General features: G+C 40.8%; 20 protein-coding genes, 1 pseudogene and 1 other annotated feature. Of the genes and pseudogenes, 19 read left to right on the top strand and 2 right to left on the bottom strand.

Annotated features, from left to right (window positions below):
• Positions 1-227 precede the first annotated feature (227 nt).
• The 5 genes from lon (at position 228) to G6R08_RS02285 (ending at position 5,701) form a co-directional block, all read left to right on the top strand.
• Positions 228-2,546, top strand: coding sequence for an endopeptidase La (gene lon / locus G6R08_RS02305; RefSeq protein ID WP_163531067.1), 2,319 nt, complete (start codon positions 228-230; stop codon positions 2,544-2,546).
• On the top strand, positions 2,536-3,129 hold the full coding sequence (yihA, locus tag G6R08_RS02300; RefSeq protein WP_163526497.1) for a ribosome biogenesis GTP-binding protein YihA/YsxC: 594 nt from the start codon (positions 2,536-2,538) through the stop codon (positions 3,127-3,129). Before lon ends, yihA begins: the two co-directional genes overlap by 11 nt.
• 264 nt (positions 3,130-3,393) lie before the next feature.
• Positions 3,394-4,206: a transporter substrate-binding domain-containing protein gene (locus G6R08_RS02295; RefSeq protein WP_163526496.1), complete on the top strand. Its 813-nt coding sequence runs from the start codon at positions 3,394-3,396 to the stop codon at positions 4,204-4,206.
• 76 nt (positions 4,207-4,282) lie between these two features.
• Positions 4,283-4,942, top strand: a complete 660-nt coding sequence (locus G6R08_RS02290; RefSeq protein ID WP_163526495.1) for an amino acid ABC transporter permease — start codon at positions 4,283-4,285, stop codon at positions 4,940-4,942.
• A 36-nt stretch (positions 4,943-4,978) separates the two neighbouring features.
• The gene (locus G6R08_RS02285) at positions 4,979-5,701 is read left to right on the top strand and encodes an amino acid ABC transporter ATP-binding protein (RefSeq protein WP_163531065.1); all 723 of its coding nucleotides are present in this window, start codon (positions 4,979-4,981) and stop codon (positions 5,699-5,701) included.
• A gap of 66 nt (positions 5,702-5,767) precedes the next feature.
• Here G6R08_RS02285 and G6R08_RS02280 read toward each other — a convergent pair whose 3' ends face one another.
• Positions 5,768-6,250, bottom strand: coding sequence for a LiaI-LiaF-like domain-containing protein (locus G6R08_RS02280; RefSeq protein WP_240339634.1), 483 nt, complete (start codon positions 6,248-6,250; stop codon positions 5,768-5,770).
• 313 nt (positions 6,251-6,563) lie between these two features.
• On the opposite strand from G6R08_RS02280, the gene hemA reads away from it, so the two are divergent.
• The 7 genes from hemA to spoVID all read left to right on the top strand — a co-directional run bounded on the left by hemA (position 6,564) and on the right by spoVID (position 13,951).
• Positions 6,564-7,934, top strand: coding sequence for a glutamyl-tRNA reductase (gene hemA, locus G6R08_RS02275; RefSeq protein ID WP_163526493.1), 1,371 nt, complete (start codon positions 6,564-6,566; stop codon positions 7,932-7,934).
• Between the two features lie 15 nt (positions 7,935-7,949).
• Complete coding sequence (locus G6R08_RS02270) at positions 7,950-8,768, top strand: cytochrome c biogenesis protein (protein ID WP_163526492.1); 819 nt, start codon at positions 7,950-7,952, stop codon at positions 8,766-8,768.
• Between the two features lie 21 nt (positions 8,769-8,789).
• Positions 8,790-9,719: a hydroxymethylbilane synthase gene (hemC, locus tag G6R08_RS02265; protein WP_163526491.1), complete on the top strand. Its 930-nt coding sequence runs from the start codon at positions 8,790-8,792 to the stop codon at positions 9,717-9,719.
• Complete coding sequence (locus G6R08_RS02260; RefSeq protein WP_163526490.1) at positions 9,719-10,477, top strand: uroporphyrinogen-III synthase; 759 nt, start codon at positions 9,719-9,721, stop codon at positions 10,475-10,477. Before hemC ends, G6R08_RS02260 begins: the two co-directional genes overlap by 1 nt.
• A gap of 6 nt (positions 10,478-10,483) precedes the next feature.
• On the top strand, positions 10,484-11,461 hold the full coding sequence (gene hemB, locus G6R08_RS02255; protein ID WP_163526489.1) for a porphobilinogen synthase: 978 nt from the start codon (positions 10,484-10,486) through the stop codon (positions 11,459-11,461).
• Between the two features lie 27 nt (positions 11,462-11,488).
• Positions 11,489-12,769: a glutamate-1-semialdehyde 2,1-aminomutase gene (gene hemL, locus G6R08_RS02250; RefSeq protein ID WP_163526488.1), complete on the top strand. Its 1,281-nt coding sequence runs from the start codon at positions 11,489-11,491 to the stop codon at positions 12,767-12,769.
• 153 nt (positions 12,770-12,922) lie between these two features.
• Positions 12,923-13,951, top strand: coding sequence for a stage VI sporulation protein D (spoVID, locus tag G6R08_RS02245; protein WP_163526487.1), 1,029 nt, complete (start codon positions 12,923-12,925; stop codon positions 13,949-13,951).
• Here the strand turns inward: spoVID and G6R08_RS02240 are convergent.
• Complete coding sequence (locus G6R08_RS02240) at positions 13,948-14,136, bottom strand: hypothetical protein (RefSeq protein ID WP_079530420.1); 189 nt, start codon at positions 14,134-14,136, stop codon at positions 13,948-13,950. The genes spoVID and G6R08_RS02240 overlap by 4 nt on opposite strands.
• A gap of 152 nt (positions 14,137-14,288) precedes the next feature.
• Positions 14,289-14,514, top strand: a binding site (T-box leader).
• Between the two features lie 54 nt (positions 14,515-14,568).
• On the opposite strand from G6R08_RS02240, the gene G6R08_RS02235 reads away from it, so the two are divergent.
• From G6R08_RS02235 to radC, 7 genes and pseudogenes are all read left to right on the top strand, one after another.
• A complete protein-coding gene (locus G6R08_RS02235; protein WP_163526486.1) occupies positions 14,569-17,211 on the top strand; it encodes a valine--tRNA ligase in 2,643 nt (880 codons plus the stop codon).
• Positions 17,212-17,269: 58 nt separating this feature from the next.
• Positions 17,270-18,550 (top strand): bifunctional folylpolyglutamate synthase/dihydrofolate synthase, encoded by a 1,281-nt coding sequence (locus G6R08_RS02230; protein ID WP_163526485.1) that lies wholly within the window; start codon positions 17,270-17,272, stop codon positions 18,548-18,550.
• Between the two features lie 60 nt (positions 18,551-18,610).
• Positions 18,611-19,114: pseudogene (locus G6R08_RS02225) on the top strand (GGDEF domain-containing protein); the annotation flags it as partial.
• A gap of 104 nt (positions 19,115-19,218) precedes the next feature.
• Positions 19,219-19,977, top strand: a complete 759-nt coding sequence (locus G6R08_RS02220; protein WP_163526483.1) for a prepilin peptidase — start codon at positions 19,219-19,221, stop codon at positions 19,975-19,977.
• A 96-nt stretch (positions 19,978-20,073) separates the two neighbouring features.
• Entirely contained in the window at positions 20,074-20,919 is an 846-nt protein-coding gene (locus tag G6R08_RS02215) for a hypothetical protein (protein WP_163526482.1), read from the top strand.
• A gap of 167 nt (positions 20,920-21,086) precedes the next feature.
• Complete coding sequence (locus G6R08_RS02210; protein ID WP_163526481.1) at positions 21,087-21,653, top strand: Maf family protein; 567 nt, start codon at positions 21,087-21,089, stop codon at positions 21,651-21,653.
• Between the two features lie 45 nt (positions 21,654-21,698).
• Entirely contained in the window at positions 21,699-22,388 is a 690-nt protein-coding gene (radC, locus tag G6R08_RS02205; RefSeq protein WP_163526480.1) for a RadC family protein, read from the top strand.
• Positions 22,389-22,520 lie beyond the last annotated feature (132 nt).

Raw genomic sequence — 22,520 nt, 5'->3', positions numbered from 1 at the left:
GCGCTACGTATTGAATGTAGCGCGGCTTCTATATTACAGAAGAGGTATTCGTACATATAAGCATGATTTGCAAGTTGTTGGCTCATAATAGGCATAGAATAAGCTGTTAAAAACACGTTTGTCTAAGGGCTTTTTCCCTAAGGCTAACGTTTTACATTCTAATTAGATTTCTATATGATAAATATACGAATTCGCATTAATCGGAGGTGCAAGCTTTGACAGAACAAATGAGAACTCAAATTCCCCTCCTACCTTTAAGAGGATTACTGGTGTACCCATCGATGGTATTGCACCTTGATGTAGGCAGAGATAAATCTGTTCAAGCTTTAGAACAGGCAATGATGGAGGACAATGAAGTGTTTCTTGTTTCACAAAAGGAAATGAATATTGATGAACCAACTGCTGAAGACCTATATGACGTAGGTACGGTAGCCACTGTGAAACAAATGGTGAAGCTTCCTAACGGTACCAATCGTGTATTGGTGGAAGGATTGTATCGGGCTTCCATAGAACATATTACCGAAGGGGAAGAACTATATAAGGCAGATATTATAAAACTGAACGACGTTCATGAAGATGCTAATGAAGAAGAAGCATTAATGAGAACATTACTTAGTCAGTTTGAACAATATGTAAAAGTTTCTAAAAAAGTAAGCCAAGAAACATATAACACAGTTTCTGATATCGATGACTCAAGTCATTTAGCAGATCTAATCTCCTCACACTTGCCTATTAAGATTAAAGACAAGCAAAGTGTTTTAGAAATCGAAAATGTGAAAGCACGTTTAAAACATTTAATCGAGATCATCGGAAATGAACGTGATGTCCTTCAGATTGAACAAAAAATTGGCCAGCATGTTAAGAAATCAATGGAGAAAACACAAAAAGAATATTACTTACGGGAACAAATGAAAGCCATTCAGAGTGAGCTGGGCGACAAGGACGGTAAAACCGGGGAAGTAGCCCAGCTTCGTGAAAAGATAGAAGAAGCACAAATGCCGGAAAGAGTAGAAGCTATAGCAGAAAAGGAATTAGGAAGGTATGAAAAAGTTCCGCAAAGTTCTGCGGAAAGTTCAGTCATTCGAAATTATATCGAATGGCTGGTAGCCCTGCCTTGGACCGAGGAGACGGAGGATAACCTCGATGTGACTCATGCTGAGAAAATCCTCGATGAAGACCATTATGGATTGGAGAAAGTTAAAGAACGTGTTTTGGAGTACTTGGCTGTTCAACAGCTTACACAGTCCATTAAGGGCCCGATCCTTTGTTTAGTAGGGCCGCCGGGAGTTGGCAAAACGTCTCTGGCCAAATCAATTAGTCGTGCAATTAACCGCCATTTTGTCAGGATATCTTTAGGTGGTATCCGTGATGAAGCTGAAATCCGCGGCCATAGAAGAACCTATATTGGAGCAATGCCAGGACGAATTATCCAGGGGATGAAGCGTGCTGAAACGGTTAATCCCGTCTTCCTCTTAGATGAAATTGATAAAATGGCCAGTGACTTTCGAGGAGATCCTTCCTCAGCTATGCTCGAAGTACTCGATCCAGAACAAAACAGCACCTTTAGTGATCACTTTATCGAGGAGCATTATGATTTATCAAAAGTAATGTTTGTAGCAACTGCAAATACGATGACCTCTATTCCAGGGCCATTGCTTGACCGTATGGAAGTTATTTCGATTGCTGGATATACTGAAGTAGAAAAACTTCACATAGCTAAAGAACATTTGCTTCCTAAACAAATTAAAGAAAATGGACTGACTAAAAGTCAGATTCAATTTAAAGAACAAGCTCTATTAAAGCTGATTCGAAGATATACTCGTGAGGCAGGTGTCCGTAATCTTGAAAGACAATTGGCCAGTGTCTGCCGAAAGGCTGCAAAGATTATTGTAGCCAAAGAGAAGAAACGCGTAATTGTTACGGAGAACCAACTTGAAGAACTTCTTGGCCGCCCTCCATTTCGTTATGGACAAGCTGAATTGGAAGACCAAGTTGGCGCAGCAACAGGTTTAGCGTACACTGCTGCGGGTGGGGATACATTATCCATTGAAGTATCCATTTATCCTGGTAAAGGAAACTTGACGCTGACCGGTAAACTTGGAGATGTTATGAAGGAGTCAGCACAAGCTGCCTTCAGCTATATTCGCTCCAGGGCAGATGACCTTCATATTGATCCGGAGTTTGTAGAGAAGAATGATATTCATATTCATGTCCCTGAAGGAGCAACTCCAAAAGATGGCCCTTCTGCAGGGATAACAATGGCCACTGCCCTCGTTTCGGCTCTTACAGGTCGTCCTGTTCGTAAAGAAGTAGGAATGACTGGGGAAATAACACTAAGAGGTCGAGTTCTACCTATAGGTGGACTAAAACAAAAATCCTTAAGTGCCCATCGTGCAGGACTTTCAACTATTATTATCCCTGCTGAAAATGAAAAAGACTTGGAGGATATCCCTGAGAGTGTAAGAGAAGGGTTGACCTTCATCCCTGTGAAACATTTAGATGAAGTCCTTGATGAGGCATTGGCGGCTGAAAATCATGAAAGTTAATCAGGCTGAAATAATAATAAGTGCGGCGAGCAAGAAGCAATATCCAAAAGAACCTATACCAGAGATTGCTTTGGCAGGCCGCTCTAACGTGGGGAAATCCTCTTTTATTAATAAAATGATACAGAGAAAGAACCTGGCAAGAACCTCTTCCAAGCCAGGAAAAACGCAAACATTAAATTTCTATAAAATTAATGAAAGATTTCATTTTGTAGATGTCCCGGGCTATGGCTATGCTAAGGTATCAAAAAAGGAGCGTGCCAAATGGGGCAAAATGATGGAGGAGTACTTTTCCGAAAGAGAGCAGCTTCGAGCTGCTGCTCTAGTGATTGATAGCCGTCACAAGCCTACTGAAGACGATTGCCTAATGTATGATTATTTGAAACATTTTGAGCTTCCGGTTATGGTCATTGCCACTAAACTGGATAAGATAAAAAAAGGACAGCGTAAAAAGCAATTGAAAATAATTAATGAAACGCTTGAGATGGAAGCAGACGATGTGCTTATTCCCTTTTCTTCTGAAACAGGAGAAGGGAAGGAATTGGCCTGGACAACAATGCTTGAATATTTAAATGGAAATGATTAATCGATAACTGGGACCACCTTGTAGGTGGTTCCTTTTTTATTGCAAACCTTCGTATTTTTAAAAGGAATAATTATGAGATTGATTCAAACTTGTTATTTAGAGGATACAGCGGGATTCAGGAGGATTGTCCAGGTATTGGAAAATAACCTATGCATTTTCTCATAATATAAAGGATTTTAGTATAATTCAAATTTTGGGAAAAATCAGAATTTAGTATATACTATAAAGGTGTCGCAATAAAAATGGGGGGAGATTTTAGAACTTATGAAAAAATTATTATTTACTATTTTACTTGGAAGTCTAATGATCTTCACACTTGCAGCTTGCGGTAGTAATGGTGAAGAAGAAGCAACTTCTAGTTCAGATGGTTCAGGGGAATCTTCTTCTGGTTATGATCTTGTGGAAGAAGGGAAATTAACGTTTGCTGCCTCTGGAGAATTTCGTCCATTTAGCATGACCACAGGGGGAGAGATGACAGGTTTTGACATTGATGTCGGAAATGCAGTCGCAAAAGAACTGGGGTTAGAACCTGCCCAAGAGAAGTCTAAATTTGCTGCGATTGTTGAAGGGGTTAAAACGGGCCGATATGACATCGCGGTAGCCAGTCATACGATCACAGAAGAGCGCGCCAAAGAAGTGAATTTTTCGACGCCATACTATTATTCAGGGGCTCAAATCTTTACGAGGCCAGGTAGTGATTATAAAACACTTGAAGATTTGGAAGGTCTTGAAATAGCCGTATCAAAAGGTTCTACTTACGTTAAATTTGCTGAAGACGTAACGGAAAATGTGAAAGTTTATGATAGTGATGTTGTAGCCTTACAAGCATTAGCTAAAGGCAGACATGATGCTGTGATCACTGACTTCTTAACAGGGAAAGAAGCCATAGGTCAGGGGCTCGAAATTGAAGGTAAAAAGATGATTGAACGCAGTGACCAGGCAATTGCTGTCGCCAAAGGTAAGGATAAACTGCTTGAGGACATCAATGCTGCCTTAGAAACTCTACGCGAAAATGGTACGTTAACTGAAATTAGCGAAAAATACTTTAATGACGATATTACAACTGTGCCTGAGTGAACTATTTAATTATGGGTAAGACCTGAATAAAGAGTGCGCATTGCGTACTCTTTTTCACTTGAAAGGGAGTGGATTTATGGAATATAGTGGATTCTTTGGAGCTTTGGTAGAAAGTCGTGGGATTTTTATCGAAGCTGCGTTTATGACGTTAAAGCTGACAGCAGTTTCTATTTTTTTAGCCGTCTTTATTGGATTACTTTTTGCTCTATTAAAGATTTCAGCTATTAAACCTTTAATGTGGGCAGCCAATATATATATTTACATTGTTCGCGGTACTCCGCTTATTGTGCAAATTTTTGTATTCTACTACGGACTTACTGAAATTTGGATGATGAGTGGTTTCTGGGCTGTATCTCTAGGACTTGCGTTTCACAATGGGGCCTATATTGCGGAAATATTTCGAGGTTCTATTCAGTCGATTGGCAAGGGACAAACTGAGGCTGGTCGCTCACTTGGGATGAGCCGTTCATTAACGATGCGCCGAATTATATTGCCACAAGCATTTAGACGAGCGCTGCCTCCCCTTGGAAACCAGTTTATCATTGGTTTAAAGGACTCTTCCTTAGCTGCGTTTGTGGGTGTTGCGGAAATTTTCGCTGTCGCGACAACTCAGGGAGCTAATACGTTTGATTATATGACATGGTTGCTTGTTAGTGCTGTGTACTATTTAATTCTTGTATTCTTGCTTACGATTTTAGTAAGCTTAATCGAGAAGAAGTTAGCAGTAAGTGATTAATGAGGAGGGTGAAGTAATTTGCTTAAAACTAAAGAAATGATTCGTGTAGAACAATTAAATAAATATTTTGGTAATTTGCATGTTCTTAAGGATATTGACTTTAATGTAAATGAAAGTGAAGTGGTTGTATTAATCGGAGCTAGTGGCTCTGGCAAGAGTACCATGCTTCGTTGCTTGAACTTCCTTGAAATGAAGAATAGCGGAGAGGTTATTATAAGGGGAGAAGACGTAGATCCAAAGAAAGATAATTTAAATGAAGTCAGGCAAAAAGTAGGCATGGTGTTTCAGCACTTTAATTTGTTCCCTCATAAAACAGTGTTGGAAAATGTTATTGAAGCACCGATCCAAGTTAAGAGAATTATGAAAGCTAAGGCAATCGAAGAAGGTAAAGAATTGCTTCTCAAGGTAGGTCTTGAAGATAAAGCAAATGACTACCCATCCCGCTTGTCCGGGGGCCAAAAGCAACGAGTAGCAATCGCGCGCGCTCTTGCTATGAAACCAGAAATTATGTTGTTTGATGAACCCACCTCCGCTTTGGACCCTGAGCTTGTTGGTGAAGTGTTACAAACGATGAAGGATTTAGCTCGAGAAGGGATGACGATGGTTGTGGTAACACATGAAATGGGATTTGCCCGTGAAGTAGCAGATCGCGTCGTCTACATGCACGATGGAAGAATTGTTGAAGCAGGCCAGCCAAATGAAATTTTCGATAATCCTAAGGAAAAACGGACTCAAGCTTTTTTAAGTTCTATTTTATAATGTCAAATCCCCGCTTGCAGAAGCGGGGATTTTTAAGTAGCTTCCAGTCGGTAAGTATGTTAATAGCTACCTCTTTTTATAAATTAAATAAGCACCAAATCCGATTAATACTACAGGCCAGAAACTTTCTATCCAATCAAACAACAAGTTAATGAAACGAAACCAAATGGGGTTCGAGGTGGTGACTAGCGCGAAAATCGCTATCGCTATTAATATGAGACCTGGCAATAGACCTGATTTAGTTTTAAAAGATCTAAACAGAAAAGCAAGTCCTATAATAAATGGATAAACGCCCCAATGGTCAATCCAAAATGAGTAGTGGGCTTGGCCATGGAAATGCACGCCTAAACCGAGAAGCAGAACCCCTGTGAAAATATTCGCAAAATCACGCGACAAGTAACTATGTAAAAGAAAGGCAGCCCCAATGATAATAAGTATAGTCGGCCATGAGTAAAAAGGGTTTAAAAAGGGTATATTAAACTGTCGAAGAAGAAAGTACAGTCCGAGTCCGATTAGCAAAAAACCGGCAAAGGAGTCAGTATTTTTCAAATGATTACACCTCCAGAGATACATAGTTCTAGAATTTAACTATAGCAATTAGGTTAAAAAACATAATATTTCAAGTCCAGTGAGCTTTTATAAAATTGATTTCTTGCGATTACCTGTTCGTTCTGGTATATTACAGACGAGTTATTAATTTAGAGTGTTTCTAATCTAAGAGCCTGACGTAATAAATGGACCTAAATGTATCCTATCACAAGGGATTCAAAATCTGTTCATAATTTCACAAAAAAAATACGAGGTTTCATGTTATAATCAAGTTATATGAGATAGTTTTGAACGTTAAATGGGGGTAGATGAAATGCACATTTTAGCAGTAGGTCTTAACTATAAAACAGCCCCTGTGGAAATACGAGAAAAACTTACATTTTCAGATGAGCGTTTAACGGAAGCGATGCAAAAGCTTAATTCACAAAAAAGCGTACTTGAAAATGTAATCATTTCTACATGCAATCGAACAGAGATTTTTGCTGTTGTTGATCAACTCCATACTGGCCGCTATTATGTTAAACAGTTTTTGGCTGACTGGTTTAATATTGACAAAGAAGAATTTTCTTCATTTCTCTCTATTTATGAAGCGGATGGAGCTATGGAGCATTTAATGCGTGTGACTTCTGGTCTTGATTCAATGGTGCTGGGTGAGACGCAAATCCTAGGTCAAGTCAAGCAAGTCTTCTTGAAAGCTCAAGAGGCAAATACCACAGGGACTATTTTCAATCAACTATTTAAGCAAGCCGTGACTATGGCGAAGAAAGCTCACAAAGACACAAGTATTGGGGATAATGCTGTGTCTGTTAGTTATGCAGCCGTAGAGTTGGCACGTAAAATATTCGGTGATTTAGTTCATAAACACATCGTGATTATCGGGGCAGGGAAAATGGGAGAATTAACTGCCAAGAACCTCCACGGTTTCGGTGTCAGAAAGGTCACGGTGCTTAACCGGACGTTGTCGAAGGCTAAAGTAGTGGCTGATCAGTTTAATGGACAAGCTTCTACTATGGATCATTTGGAATCAGTATTAATGGATGCTGATATCGTGATCAGTTCTACCGGCTCGTCTGAATATGTACTTACACATGAACAGGTGGAACCTATCCTTCGATCTAGAAAAGGGAAACCGCTTTTCTTTGTGGATATAGCTGTTCCCCGGGATCTTGATCCGCGTTTAGAAGAACTTGAGAGCGTCTTTCTTTATGATATTGACGATTTACAAGGAATCGTTGATGCGAACTTAGCTGTACGTAAGCAAGCTGCGGAAAAAATTGAACTGATGATTGAAGCTGAAATTGTAGAGTTTAAAGAATGGCTTCAAACAATTGGAGTTATCCCTGTGATTTCTGCCCTTCGTACTAAAGCATTGGGGATCCAATCAGAGACTATGAGCAGTATTGAAAGAAAAATGCCTGAGTTAACAGAACGGGAAAAGAAAGTATTGCGAAAGCATACGAAGAGTATTATCAACCAGATGCTTAAAGATCCCATACTGCAAGCAAAAGAACTTGCTGCACAGCCAGATGCTGAAGCATCTCTGCATCTCTTTACTCAAATCTTTGGGATTCAAGAAGAGGTTGAGGAGGAAGTGAAGGAACAGGAGAAGAAAAGTAAAAAGTCAGTAAAGGGTTCTGATGATCCTATTTCCTTCCCCACACTTACTCAGTCTGTAAATTCTTAATGGTGGAGGCTTACTATGTTCGAGTTTAAGTGGGTCTATGAGTTAATCCTCTTCCTGTATGGCTGCAGCTTAATTGGATATTTTATTGATTTCATTCAAAATAACCGGAAGGCTAATAGAGCAGCCTTCTGGTTACTTAGTATGGTTTGGGGGCTTCAAACCCTTTTTTTGTTAAGGCAGATTTTTGTAGAAGAAAACTTTCCAGTTATGACTGTTTATGATGGTCTTTACTTTTATGCCTGGATCTTAGTAACCTTTTCATTAATTATTAACCGGCTATTTCGTGTGGATTTCCTTGTGTTTTTTACAAATGTTGTAGGATTTCTCGTGATGTTGCTCCATATCTCGACGAGAGCTCAAAGTGTGCTTGATGATCAGGGAATTGAATTAGTTCATGAAATGCTTGTAGCTCATATAACGCTGGCCATTATTTCGTACGGATTTTTCACATTTTCGTTTATTTTTTCTCTCATGTACCTTTTTCAATACCGATTACTTAAACAGAAGAAATGGAATACTAAGCTGCTTCGGCTCGGTGATTTAACGAAGCTGGATCATTTTTCATATATTTCGGTGATTCTTGGGGTTCCATTACTTCTAATTGCGGTGATTCTTGGGGTAACATGGGGGTATGTTTCAGAAGATGTGTTTTACTGGTACGATTCAAAAACCCTCGGATCATTCATTGTTCTCCTTGTCTATATCATTTATTTATTTTTACGGGTGGTGAAAGGGTATCAAGGTCGGGCAATTTCATTGTTTAATACAGCGGCATTTTTGATTCTTTTAATAAATTTCTTTTTATTCGGCTCGTTGTCGAATTTCCATTTCTAAAATTCTTCTAGGAGGGTGACTGTGAGAAAAATAGTAATAGGGTCGCGAAAGAGTAATTTAGCAATAACGCAAACAGAGTGGGTCATTGATCAGTTAAAAAAAATAGATCCTTCTTATGAATTTGAAATTAAAAGGATTTCTACAAAGGGTGATCGGGTTTTAGACGTTACTCTAAATAAAGTAGGCGGGAAAGGCTTGTTTATTAAAGAAATTGAACAAGCCATGTATGATAAGGAAATTGATATGGCTGTTCACAGTATGAAAGATATGCCTGCGGTTGTAGCTGAAGGACTAACGGTTGCTTCGGTTCCGGTACGTGAAGATCACCGTGATGCATTTGTGTCGAATGGACACGTAGCTTTAAAGGATTTGCAAGAAGGTGCTATTGTAGGAACAAGCAGTTTACGACGCGGCTCACAGATTAAAGCGGTTCGGCCAGACCTGGAGATTAAATGGATTCGTGGAAATATCGATACACGTCTTCAAAAGCTTAATGATGGAGAGTATGATGCCATCGTACTTGCAGCAGCGGGGCTGAAGCGAATGGGCTGGAGTGAAGATCTTGTTACCGAGTTTTTAGAGCCTGATGTTTGCGTGCCAGCGGTAGGACAAGGTGCACTCGCTATCCAATGTCGCGAAGATGACAAGGAATTATTGGAATTCTTGCAGAAAATTAATCATCAAACTACTGAAAGCACCGTTACTGCAGAGCGGAAATTTCTTCACGACTTAAATGGCGGTTGTCAGGTGCCTATCGGGGGGTACGCCAATCTTAATGGAGAAACGATAACACTGACAGCGCTGGTAGGTAAACCCGACGGTACAACAATTCTTCACGAAACAGTATCGGGCACAGACCCTATTGCTGTAGGAACAGAAGCGGCTCAACGTTTGAAGAGCCAAGGAGCTCAGGAAATTGTGGATGATGCTATCGAGGAGTATGACAAGTAATGTTACCACTAGCGGGGAAGAACATCCTGGTAACAAGGGCGTCTTCTCAATCATCATCTATAACAAAGGAAGTTGAACAATTAGGAGGAAAGGTGCTTCATGCTCCTCTCCTCCAGTTTAAGTTGAATGATTCTTTAGAAAATCAACACATTCTGACCAAACTTCACGATTTTAGCTGGGTTTTTCTGACAAGCTCTAATGGCGTGAAGTTTTTTTTCGAGTTGATTAACCGATATAAGATTAAGATACCTGAACATTGTAAGTGGGCCGTTGTTGGTGATAAAACAGCTCACATGCTTGAAACGTATGGGATAGGACCGGATTTTATTCCGTCGGATTATCAAGCGTCATCCATGATTGAGCAATTCTTTGAGCAGGTAGAGAAACCTGGAAAAATTCTATTTGTACGGGGGAATAGGTCTCGGGAAATCTTGCCTCGTGCCTTCAGAGAACTAGGGGTGTTTTTCAAAACAGTTACCGTATATGATACCCTATTAGTAAAGGAAAATGATTTACTTGCTGCTCAGCTTGAGAAGCTGGATGCGGTGACTTTCACAAGTCCGTCTACTGTAGAAGCATTTATGCGGCTGACAAAGGATCAGAAGGAACTTGCTTTGAAAATTCCCAGCTTTTGCATTGGTCCGACCACCGGGAATGCTGCAAAATCTTCTGGCTTTAAGACGGTGTATGTTCCAGAAGCATATACAATTAAATCTATGGTCGATAATATGACAGACCATTTTGACAAGAAAGGATAGTTCCTAATGAATCAATTACAGTTTAAGCGTCATCGCAGGCTAAGAAGGACAGAATCAATGCGCTCCCTCGTTAGAGAAACATATCTTCATAAAGAAGATTTAATTTATCCAATCTTTGTGGTAGAAGGGGCTGGTATTAAGAATGCTGTTGCTTCTATGCCCGGAGTACATCAAGTCTCGCTTGATTATTTGGGAGAAGAAATGACGGAACTGGAGCAACTCGGTGTGCGATCCGTAATCGTCTTTGGAGTGCCGAATGAGAAGGATGCGGTTGGCACCCAGGCTTATCACAATGATGGGATTGTGCAACAAGCGATTCGTTATATTAAAAAAGAACATACTTCGCTAACTGTAATTGCGGACACTTGTTTGTGTCAGTATACGGACCATGGTCACTGTGGTGTTATAAGAAATGGTGACATCGCCAATGATGAATCACTCGAATTGATTACGAGGACCGCTGTAAGCCAGGCGGAGGCGGGTGCAGATGTGATTGCACCATCAAATATGATGGATGGCTTTGTTGCTGCTATTCGCAAGGGGTTAGATGAAGCCGGATACAGCCAGATTCCTGTCATGTCTTATGCTGTTAAATATGCGTCAGCGTTCTACGGACCATTCCGTGATGCAGCTCATAGCTCTCCGCAATTTGGCGACCGCCGCTCCTATCAGATGGATCCGGCGAATCGCTTAGAAGCCTTGCGTGAAGCCGAATCTGATATTGGGGAAGGTGCTGACTTTTTAATTGTGAAGCCAGCTTTGTCTTACCTGGATATTATGAGAGAATTGAAGGACCGATACCATTTACCATTGGTGGCTTACAACGTGAGCGGGGAGTATTCTATGATAAAAGCTGCAGCTCAAAATGGCTGGGTTAACGAACAAGAAATCGTACTTGAGAAACTGACTTCCATGAAGAGAGCAGGAGCCGATCTAATTGTGACTTATTTTGCAAAGGATGTCGCTCGCTATTTAGACCAGTAATTTTGTTGAAAGGAAAGGGTGTTGAGGATGAACTTTGATCGATCTGCAGATGCGTATAAAGAGGCAGTTGATTTAATGCCGGGAGGAGTAAACTCTCCCGTCCGTGCCTTTAAATCAGTAAATATGAATCCAATTTTTATGGAGCAAGGTAAAGGGTCAAAAATCTATGCCATCGACGGGCATGAGTATATTGACTATGTATTAAGCTGGGGTCCATTGATACTTGGTCATGCGGATGACCGGGTTGTAGAGTCGCTTAAGAAAATGACAGAGCTTGGGACAAGTTTTGGTACACCAACTTTAATAGAAAATAAGCTAGCACAGCTTGTGATCGATCGTGTACCTTCGATCGAAATGCTCCGCATGGTGAACTCAGGTACAGAGGCTACGATGAGTGCACTGAGAGTGGCAAGAGGCTATACCGGTCGTAACAAAATACTTAAGTTTGAAGGAAATTACCATGGCCATGGTGATTCCTTATTGATCAAGGCGGGTTCAGGTGTGGCTACACTAGGGCTGCCGGATTCACCTGGTGTACCGGAATCGATTGCTAAAAATACGATTACTGTCCCTTATAACGATCTGGAAAGTGTGCGTTATGTATTTGAACAGTACGGTGATGACTTGGCAGCTGTCATTGTTGAGCCCGTCTCAGGGAATATGGGCGTTGTTCCCCCTACTGAAGAGTTTCTTGCAGGATTGCGATCAGTTACACAAGAGCATGGAACCGTACTCATTTTTGACGAAGTCATGACAGGCTTTCGTGTAGGTTACAGTAGTGCCCAGGGACATTTTGGTGTAACTCCTGATATGACTTGTCTAGGCAAGGTGATCGGCGGGGGACTTCCTGTAGGTGCATATGGCGGGAAGCGTGAAATCATGGAAAGTGTAGCACCTGTCGGAGAGATTTATCAGGCTGGGACTCTATCGGGAAATCCATTAGCCATGACGGCTGGTTACGAGACCTTGAAGGCAATGGACGAGAATGCATACGAGCAAATCAGTAAAAAAGTGGATCGTCTAATTGAAGGGTTCACTGCCGCAGCAACAGAACATCAGGTTCCTTTAACTGTGAATCGCGCGGGCTCTATGGTTGGATTCTTTTTTACGAATCAACCAGTCACGAATTTTGAAAGTGCTAATGCATCAGATTTAGAAATGTTCTCTACCTACTATCGTGGCATGATCGAAGAAGGAATCTTTCTGCCACCATCTCAGTTCGAAGGGATTTTCTTATCGGCTGCTCATACAGAGGAAGATATTGAATATACAATTAAAGCGGCTGAGAAAGTTTTCGCTTCATTATAGAGGTGCTCAGAAGGGACATCATCGTAAAAGATGGTGTTCTTTTTTTGTGCGCGGAATGGGCTGTCATCTCGCTAAATGATGTATATAAGACAGAGTTTTGCATAAGGTGTATTAAACAACTATGTTGATTTTAAATAGGGAGGGGACGATAGAGTGGGTAATCAAGAAGAACAGGTTTTTTCATTTTATTTAAATGAATCCTTACAGTTTAAGGGAGGACAGGGCGTTCGTGAACTGCTCGGCATATCTTTAGAACCGGAAATCACACTCGAGGATTTAGGGGAAGAAGTTCGGTTAAAAGGGACCGTCATTTTGGCAGGTGAATACATGCCAGGGCAAGAAGAAGATAAGTATGCAGACACGGCACCAATTCAATCAGGCAGGATAGTAGATTTAGTAGAAAGAGGGGAGGAAGGGGTTTACGAATTTTCCCATTCCTTTCCGGTTGAAGTGACCATTCCGGCAGATAGGGTAGACGATGCTGACCATGTTCATATTAACATTGAAAGTTTTGACTATGAGATTCCTGCTGAACACCATCTTAGACTAGAAGCACAGCTTAACATAAATGGGTTGAGACAAGAGCAAGACTCGCCAGCTCCTGAGCAAGAAGTATTTGATGAATCATTAACGGTTGGGCCTGTGGATTTTAACCATGAGGAACCTGAGAGGCCTGACACCCCGATTTTTGATCTTCAGGAACATCGAAAATTACAGGAGCTTGAGCAACCGGAGGATATTAACGAGCAGGAGGAAGAAGAGGGAAGATGGTCTTATAAAAAGTCACAAAGTTTATCAGATTATTTTAAAGAAAGTAAAATCGAGCATATTCAGGAGATTTCCTCTGAAAGCACTAGTGAATGGGAAGGGACCACAAATCATGTAAATGCAAGTGAAACCCCTCCCCATTCCACTCTCGCTTCATATCAAGAAGGGGAAGAAAATGAAAACGGAGAAGAAGCTTCCCCCTCAGCTGGTGTAAACGGGATTAAACAAATTTTCAAGCATCTCTTTCCTAACCGAGAAGATTCCTACACGAAAATGAAAATGTATATCGCGCAAGATAACGAAACTGTTGAAATGATTGCGGAAAGATATGAAGTTCCTGTTAAACAAATCGAGAAAATTAATAACCTCGAGGAAGATGTAAGCCCAGGACAAATCGTTTATATTCCGCATTAAATCCATTTTAAATGAAATGCTATATATAAACCGATGAAAATACCGGTCAAGAAAACATCAAGTGTAGTTGGCCAAAATATCGTTCGAAACAGCTGATAAATCATAATCGGCAGAATGGCTCTCTCGATAATAAACAGCCAATGTCTGCACCATGGTGGGAGTCGGTAGCGATAAAATCGACTCATGAGAGTTCCTCCTTAGTCAAAATTATACGTTCGCAAGCGTTAATTACATCAAAATTTTGCTGAGATCAAACAAAGAATAAAGCCTAAAATAATAAAAAAAGTTGACTTTATCAGTGAATTCTATATACAATATGAAAAAGAATACCTATATGTGAAATGCCGTGATAGGGAAGAGTACATGAATAAGCGCTACAGAGAGGGAAATATTTGCTGGAAGTTTCCTAGTCCGTTTATTGATGGAAGGTCGCCCTGGATGCAGTTTCTTTGAATGTTAAGTAGAAGAAGCCGGTTCGAAGCCGTTAACAACTTATGAAGTGTGCAGGGAATTCCCTGTGAATAAAGGTGGTACCACGGATAGTAATCTCTTTCGTCCTTTTTGAGGATGAAGGGGATTTTTTTATTTTACGAAAAGATTAAAGGAGGAACAGATTCATGGAGCATAATGATGTAACCATGCCAACAAAGTATGATCCGGCTGCAGTCGAAAAGGATCGTTACCAATATTGGGTAGACGGCAAATTTTTTGAAGCGACAGGTGATAAAAATAAAGAACCTTATACCATTGTTATTCCGCCGCCGAATGTCACCGGTAAACTGCACTTAGGTCATGCCTGGGATACGACATTACAAGATATTTTGACACGTGTTAAACGCATGCAAGGATATGACGTACTTTGGCTTCCTGGGATGGATCATGCCGGAATTGCCACTCAGGCAAAGGTGGAAGCGAAACTTAAAGAACAGGGTACTACCCGATATGATCTTGGCCGTGAAAACTTTCTAGAGAAGTCATGGGAATGGAAGAAAGAGTACGCCCAGTTTATTCGAACCCAATGGGAAAAATTAGGGCTTGGGCTCGATTACTCACGTGAGCGCTTTACGCTTGATGATGGCTTATCAGAAGCTGTTAAGGAAGTGTTTGTAAAACTTTATGAAAAAGATTTGATTTACCGTGGAGAATATATAATCAATTGGGACCCAGCGACAAAAACAGCTCTCTCAGATATTGAGGTAGAATACAAGGATGTCCAGGGTGCTTTTTATCACATGCGCTATCCTCTAAAAGACGAAGAAGGTTCGATAGAGATTGCTACAACTCGTCCGGAAACAATGCTTGGAGATACCGCAATTGCTGTTCACCCTGAGGATGATCGATACAAACACCTCATCGGTAAGAAAGCAATTTTGCCAATCATCGGGCGCGAATTGGAAATCGTGGCGGATGACTATGTGGAAATGGAATTTGGATCGGGAGCTGTTAAAATCACACCAGCACATGATCCTAATGATTTTGAAATTGGTAACCGTCATAACTTGAAACGTATCCTCGTTATGAATGAAGATGGGACGATGAATGATCAGGCTGCGCAATATCAGGGTATGGATCGATTTGAATGTCGTAAACAAATTGTTAAGGACTTACAAGTGGAAGGTGTTCTTTTTGAAATAGAAGATCATCTGCACTCTGTTGGTCACTCTGAGCGTAGCGGAGCGGTAGTGGAACCGTATTTATCTACACAATGGTTTGTTAATATGGAGCCGCTTGCAAAAGAAGCCATAAACTTACAAAGCAGTAACGATAAGGTTCATTTCGTACCGGACCGTTTTGAGAAAACATACCTGCGCTGGATGGAGAACATCCGTGATTGGTGTATATCCCGTCAACTGTGGTGGGGACATAGAATTCCTGCCTGGTACCATAAAGAAACCGGCGAAATTTATGTAGGAAAGCAAGCTCCCGCAGACGATGAGAACTGGGAACAGGATGAAGATGTACTTGATACTTGGTTTTCATCCGCTTTATGGCCGTTTTCCACGATGGGATGGCCTGAGAAGGATAGTGAAGATTTTCAGCGATTCTTCCCGACCAATGCGCTAGTCACGGGATACGATATTATTTTCTTCTGGGTAAGCCGGATGATTTTTCAGTCGATTGAATTTACAGATCGTCGTCCATTTGAAGATGTGCTCATTCATGGACTCGTTCGTGATGCAGAAGGCCGCAAGATGAGTAAGTCGCTCGGTAACGGAGTGGACCCGATGGATGTCATTGAGAAATACGGTGCTGATTCATTGCGTTACTTCCTTTCTACCGGCTCAGCTCCAGGTCAGGACCTGCGCTTCCAGTGGGAGAAAGTTGAGTCCACGTGGAATTTTGCTAATAAAATTTGGAATGCTTCTCGGTTTGCTTTAATGAATATGGGTGATTTAACCTACGAGGACATTGATTTATCTGGTGAAAAATCGGTGGCTGATGATTGGATTCTCACCCGTTTAAATGAAACGATTGATCAGGTTACACGCAATATCGACAAATATGAATTTGGAGAAGCAGGCCGTCACTTATACAACTTCATATGGGATGAGTTTTGTGACTGGTATATCGAAATGGCCAAACTTCCACTTTACGGAGAAGATGAGGCTCGCATTCTTACAACACGTTCGATCTTAGCATACACCTTAGATCAAATTATGCGTATGCTCCATCCGTTTATGCCGTTTATTACGGAAGAAATCTGGCAGCACTTACCTCACAAAGGAGAATCGATCACGCAGGCTGCTTGGCCACAGGTGAAAAAGGAACATCACAACGAAATAGCCGTTGCGGAAATGGAACGTTTAGTAGCGATTATCCGTTCTGTCCGTAATATACGAGCAGAAGTTGATACGCCAATGTCTAAAGAAATCCAATTGTTGATTCAAGCCAAGGATGAAGCAGTAGCGGCTGAACTTGAGAAAAATCGCAATTATTTAGAGCGATTCTGTAATCCAAGTGAACTCGATATTGGTACTGCTCTCAAGGTACCTGAAAAAGCAATGTCTGCTGTGATAACAGGCGCAGAGCTTTATCTCCCCCTTGCTGGTCTGATTAATATCGATGACGAAATTAAACGTCTAGAAAAAGAATGGCAGAAGTGGGATAAAGAAGTAGATCGCGTTCAGAAGAAATTATCGAATGCTGGGTTTGTTAATAAAGCTCCTGAGCATGTTGTCGAAGAAGAACGTAAGAAAGAACAGGATTATTTGGATAAACGCGGTAAAGTAGAAGCTCGAATTAATGAACTTAAAGCATAAAGCTAGGGGAGGGTGTTCAAGCGAATGCTCTCCTCTTTTTTGAAAGAAGGTCGTTTTGATGAATTACTATGAAGCCATACAATGGATTCACTCACGTGAAAAATTTAAAGTCAAGCCAGGTTTAAACCGAATGAAATGGATGATGGAGAAGTTGGACCATCCAGAAAAAAAGATAACTACTATTCATATTGCCGGAACGAATGGTAAAGGCTCTACATTAACATTTTTACGGAACCTGTTACAAAACCAAGGGTATGCTGTCGGGAGTTTTACGTCCCCTTATATCACGCGTTTTAGTGAAAGGATTAGCATCAATGGAGTGCCGATTGAGGATGAGGAACTTGCTAAACTTGTACTCGATATTCAACCACTTGCAGAACAATTAGCGGATACAGTTTGGGGAGAGCCCACAGAGTTTGAAGTGATCACAGCGATGGCTATCCTATACTTCTCACGTAAGCCTTTGGATTTTGTCCTGTTTGAAGCAGGCCTTGGAGGAAGGTTAGATTCAACGAATATCATTCAGCCTGTTTTATCCATTATTACGAACATAGGGTTAGATCATATGGGGATCCTGGGCGACAGCTATGAACGGATAGCTTATGAAAAAGCCGGGATTATAAAAGAAAAAACTCCTGTTATTACAGGAGCAGAAAGAGACGATGTGCTGCATGTTATCAATCATAAGGCAGCCGAACAGCACGCTCCTATATTTACGATTGGTGAGGGCTTTACGAGCATTCACTTAGAAAGTGTGCAAAATGGGGAGTGTTTTTCATTTTCTACAACTGATTACGAAGCACCTGTTCTCTGTTCTCCCTTAAAAGGGGAACATCAAGTTAAAAATGCATCCTTAGCTCTTTATGCTATGGAATTGCTTAAGGCTGCAGGTTATACAATAGATCGCCGCCATTATGGAACGGGCATTGAATCGACCTTTTGGCCAGCACGTTTTGAGAAAGTTTCTGAGCAGCCTCAAATTATTCTAGATGGAGCTCACAATCAGGAAGGGACAAGAGCATTAATAAAGACCATGATTAAACACTATAATGATAAGAGGATTATCATCATGTATGCTGCTTTAAATGATAAGCCAGTTGAGGAAATGTTAACACAGCTAAAGGGAATAGCTGATGAGTTATGGCTGACACAATTTGATTTCCCTAAAGCAATGAAAGCGGAAGAAATCTCTCAACTTATCACACATAATCGCCTGTACGTTCGTATGAATTATAAGCAAGCCCTTGAGGAAATTAAGCAAACAATGAATGAATCAGACGTCCTGCTTATTACAGGGTCTTTGTACTTTATTTCCGAAATAAGGAAAAATTTTGAATGATAACTCCTTGTATGGTACTATATTAATCTGAAACGCCCAATGTAGGATAACTATCGTTTTTTTGAAAAATATATTGCAGAAATGTCCACTAAATTTGCAGAGGTTCAGATCAAAGAACCGGCTTCATTGATCTTACTTGATATTGATCATTTTAAATCCATCAATGATACATATGGGCATGAAAGCGGCAATGAGATTCTTTGTCAGCTTGGAGAGCGGTTAATAAATGCAGTTAGTTCTCAAGGTATTGTAGCCCATTATGGTGGAGAAGAGTTTGTTATATTGCTGCCTCAATGCTCCACAGAGAGGGTGCTTCGTCTTGGCGAGAAGATTCGTGAGGCTATCAGGGGAGAATCTTTTCTTTCCCACGCTCATATGTTAAGCGAACCAACTCCAAAGAAATTACATATTACCGCGAGTATAGGAGTAGCGACATATCCGGATCACTGTGAGGAACTTATTGAAATAACGAGGTTGGCAGACAGGGCAATGTATGTTGGAGCAAAACAGAGCGGCCGTAATCGTGTGACTGGCTATGAAAATATGAGACAAACGGTTGAATAACGTTATTCAACCGTTTGTACTTCATGAGAATCATCGTTTTTCGGAAAACATCGTCATAAAAAAAGTTTCCTTATAAAAATTAAATAGAAAAAGGTGTAAGCATAATGACCATTGTTTTTAGCTTTTACTTTTTAGTACTTGGCCTATTGTTTGGTTCTTTTTTCAATGTTGTCGGTTTGCGTGTTCCAAAAAGAGAATTTCTTAAACGAAAGCGCTCATATTGTCCAAAGTGTCTTCACTCATTATCCTGGTTTGATCTTATCCCCCTCATTTCTTACCTCTTCCTCGGCGCCCGCTGCCGTTACTGTAAACAGAGAATCCCTCTTCTTTATCCGCTAATGGAATGTACCAGTGGCATCTCATTTATGTTTAGTTATATTCTGTTAGGTTTTCAACCCAGGTTAGTTTTAGCTCTATTACTGCTCTCATTGCTTCATATCATTATTGTGAGTGACTTGAATTATATGATTATCCCAGATAACGTCCTTGGTTTCTTTTTTGTTTTGATCATGGTCTATCGAATATCCGTACCATCAGGATCTTGGTGGGGTTCTCTATTGGGTGCTTCAGTTGGTCTGATTGGGACTGCTATGATTATTATGTTAAGTCGCGGAGGGATGGGAGGCGGAGACATGAAATTGCTTGGCTTAGTTGGATTCGCTTTAGGCACAAAGCTGTTACTCGTCGCTTTCTTCTCAGCTATTGTAATGGGCGCAATAGTTTGCTCCGTTCTTCTTCGTTCTGGTTTGATATCCAGACATCAACCTTTTCCTTTCGGCCCTTTTATCGCTGCCGGCACTCTTATTTCATTTTTTTCCGGTGCAAAAATGATGGAATGGTATATAAATAGGTTCTTTCTCTAACAGGGAAACTTGTCGAAAGACACATGACAAAATTCAGCTAGTTTTTTATAATCCCTGTGATAGGGTTGGTAGAAACCCTAGCAGGAGTGATATAGAATGAGCCGAAATAATAAAATCTCTATTTCGTTACGAAAAAAAGAAGATCCGATTAAACAGGAAATCGTTCAAGCTAAAAAAGAACAGGCAGCTTCCACCAATGCTAAAGACTCCTATGATTATTGGGGAGAACCGACGCAAATGCATGTACATGAAATGCCGCATAAAGGAAAGAAATCCAGCGGCCCGCCGTTTATGAAAAATATAGGACTATCTATCGTTACAGCATTGGTGATTAGTTTAGCGCTTGGTTTTTTATTATTGCGGATGTTTGTATCTGTTACAGATGAAACAAGTCCAACTAGCGGAGCAGCCAATGCAGACACTAACGCTGTGCAACCCGCACCTGCAGACACTGTCCCTGTTGATTTTCCTGAATTAGATAAACTAATCGTCCAAGCTGGTGTTTTTTCAACTGAAGGTAAAGCCAATGAGTGGCAAGCAAATTTAACGGAACAATCTTTGCCGTCTGTTATATGGAAACGCGATTCTCAATTTTATTTACTTGCAGGGAGTGGAGCGAATCAAGCAGAAGTTGAACTGATTGCAGCCGAACTTTCAGCTGATGACATCCCAACATACACGAAAACATGGTCCGTTTCAGCGGGAAGTGTGGAAGTTTCTGAGGCGCAGTCTTCTGTGGTGAATACGATCGTACAACATCTGGAAGGAAAGTCTTTTGCTGATGTGCCTGTGGAGGAAAGGGAGCAGCTCCTGACGGCTTGGCAAGAAACAGAACATGCAGATGGAGATTTCACTAATGCTTTAAAAGTGTGGGCAAATGAGGGAGAAAATGGGGTTGTCTGGCTTAGGTTTGCACAGGCTCTTGAGCAAATGAAAAAATAGTAATAATCAGAACAGTAATTCCTTTAGCTGTTTAAAAAATCAACCTTCACCTATGAAATTGACTATTTCTCCTTAGATATGAGCTGTCATAAATTGAAAGCAGACTATCTTATGCAGACTTGTTTTTGTGTAAACTATGAGTACCTCAAAAGAAAGGAAGTGCCTCTTTGCCTGACCTTATATTAGGCTCGGCTTCACCTCGAAGGAAAGACCTTCTGTTACAAGCTGGTTTTTCTTTTGAAGTTCGCTCAAGTTCAGTAAATGAAGTGATTTCAGAAGATTTGAAGCCAGAAGATGTTGTACAGAACCTTGCAGAACAGAAGAATGAAGCCATTTCACGTTCGCCAAACGAAGTGGTGGTGACGGCCGACACAATTGTTTATATGGGTGGTCAATTGATAGGCAAACCTAAGAACGAAGATGAGGCCTATTCTATGTTGAAGCAATTGAGTGGGAATTGTCATAAAGTCTATACAGGTGTCTCGATTAGGGACAGTCGTCTCTGGGTTTCCTTCGCAGCGAGTACAAACGTAAATTTTTGGACATTGTCGCATGATCAGATTGAATGGTATTTAAGCAAGCAGGAATCGTTGGACAAAGCCGGAGGATATGGTATTCAAGGTTCAGGAGCACTTCTAGTAGAAAAAATTGAAGGAGACTATTTTAATATTGTCGGGTTACCAATTTCCAGATTAACGAGGGAGCTGGCCGCCTTTAAGATCACGCCTGGCTGAGCACCTTTCTTTTGAGGAATGGATAAGAAGGGATGTGAAGTGTCAATGGCTGAAACAAGTATCATGATTAAGGATATACCCAGAGAGGATCGGCCGAGAGAAAGATTAATAGAACTTGGAGCAGGTCAGTTATCGAACCAAGAACTGCTGGCTATTTTACTCGGAAGTGGTACGAAACAAGAATCCGTCACCTCACTTGCTCAGAGGCTGTTGATTCATTTCGAAGGAGTTATACTGTTAAAGGATGCGACCATTGAAGAATTAACGGCTATTCGAGGGATTGGGGCCGCTAAGGCAGTTCTTATTCTTTCGGCAATTGAGCTTGGCCGAAGGATTCAGCAGATGAAACCTGTGGAAAGGTATATAATTCGTAGTCCAGAAGATGGAGCCGATTTTGTAATGGAAGAAATGCGTGAATTAAAGCAGGAACATTTTATCGTTCTATTTTTGAACACGAAAAACCAGGTTCTCCACCGCCAGACGATTTTCATCGGAAGTTTAAACGCCTCGATCGTACACCCGCGTGAAGTCTTTAAGGAAGCAGTCAAACGTTCGGCTGCTTCAATTATTTGTGCCCATAACCATCCTTCTGGAGACCCTACCCCGTCCCAGGAAGACATTCAAGTTACCAGGAGATTGCAAGAATGTGGTAAGATGATTGGGATAGAATTATTAGATCATCTTGTCATTGGTGACAGAAAGTTCATTTCATTAAAAGAAAAAGGATACTTGTAAACACTATCTATTTTCTATGATTTTTCGTATAATTAAATTGATGAACTATATGAGCGCCATTTATAAGGATAATCTTATAATTGGCGCTTCTTCTCATAAAAAATAGATGTTCTTCCTGTTTGGTAAAACGGG

Source organism: Halobacillus ihumii, assembly GCF_902726645.1.
Classification (GTDB): domain Bacteria; phylum Bacillota; class Bacilli; order Bacillales; family Halobacillaceae; genus Halobacillus_A; species Halobacillus_A ihumii.
This window is presented reverse-complemented; position numbering and strand designations above follow the sequence as displayed.

Bases quoted from the DNA above. Each gene is read 5' to 3' on its own strand.
- lon (WP_163531067.1), top strand. From the start codon at position 228: ATGAGAACTCAAATTCCCCTCCTACCTTTAAGAGGATTACTGGTGTAC.
- yihA (WP_163526497.1), top strand. From the start codon at position 2,536: ATGAAAGTTAATCAGGCTGAAATAATAATAAGTGCGGCGAGCAAGAAG.
- G6R08_RS02295 (WP_163526496.1), top strand. From the start codon at position 3,394: ATGAAAAAATTATTATTTACTATTTTACTTGGAAGTCTAATGATCTTC.
- G6R08_RS02290 (WP_163526495.1), top strand. From the start codon at position 4,283: ATGGAATATAGTGGATTCTTTGGAGCTTTGGTAGAAAGTCGTGGGATT.
- G6R08_RS02285 (WP_163531065.1), top strand. From the start codon at position 4,979: ATGATTCGTGTAGAACAATTAAATAAATATTTTGGTAATTTGCATGTT.
- hemA (WP_163526493.1), top strand. From the start codon at position 6,564: ATGCACATTTTAGCAGTAGGTCTTAACTATAAAACAGCCCCTGTGGAA.
- G6R08_RS02270 (WP_163526492.1), top strand. From the start codon at position 7,950: ATGTTCGAGTTTAAGTGGGTCTATGAGTTAATCCTCTTCCTGTATGGC.
- G6R08_RS02260 (WP_163526490.1), top strand. From the start codon at position 9,719: ATGTTACCACTAGCGGGGAAGAACATCCTGGTAACAAGGGCGTCTTCT.
- hemB (WP_163526489.1), top strand. From the start codon at position 10,484: ATGAATCAATTACAGTTTAAGCGTCATCGCAGGCTAAGAAGGACAGAA.
- hemL (WP_163526488.1), top strand. From the start codon at position 11,489: ATGAACTTTGATCGATCTGCAGATGCGTATAAAGAGGCAGTTGATTTA.
- G6R08_RS02240 (WP_079530420.1), bottom strand. From the start codon at position 14,136: ATGAGTCGATTTTATCGCTACCGACTCCCACCATGGTGCAGACATTGG.
- G6R08_RS02235 (WP_163526486.1), top strand. From the start codon at position 14,569: ATGGAGCATAATGATGTAACCATGCCAACAAAGTATGATCCGGCTGCA.
- G6R08_RS02230 (WP_163526485.1), top strand. From the start codon at position 17,270: ATGAATTACTATGAAGCCATACAATGGATTCACTCACGTGAAAAATTT.
- G6R08_RS02220 (WP_163526483.1), top strand. From the start codon at position 19,219: ATGACCATTGTTTTTAGCTTTTACTTTTTAGTACTTGGCCTATTGTTT.
- G6R08_RS02215 (WP_163526482.1), top strand. From the start codon at position 20,074: ATGAGCCGAAATAATAAAATCTCTATTTCGTTACGAAAAAAAGAAGAT.
- radC (WP_163526480.1), top strand. From the start codon at position 21,699: ATGGCTGAAACAAGTATCATGATTAAGGATATACCCAGAGAGGATCGG.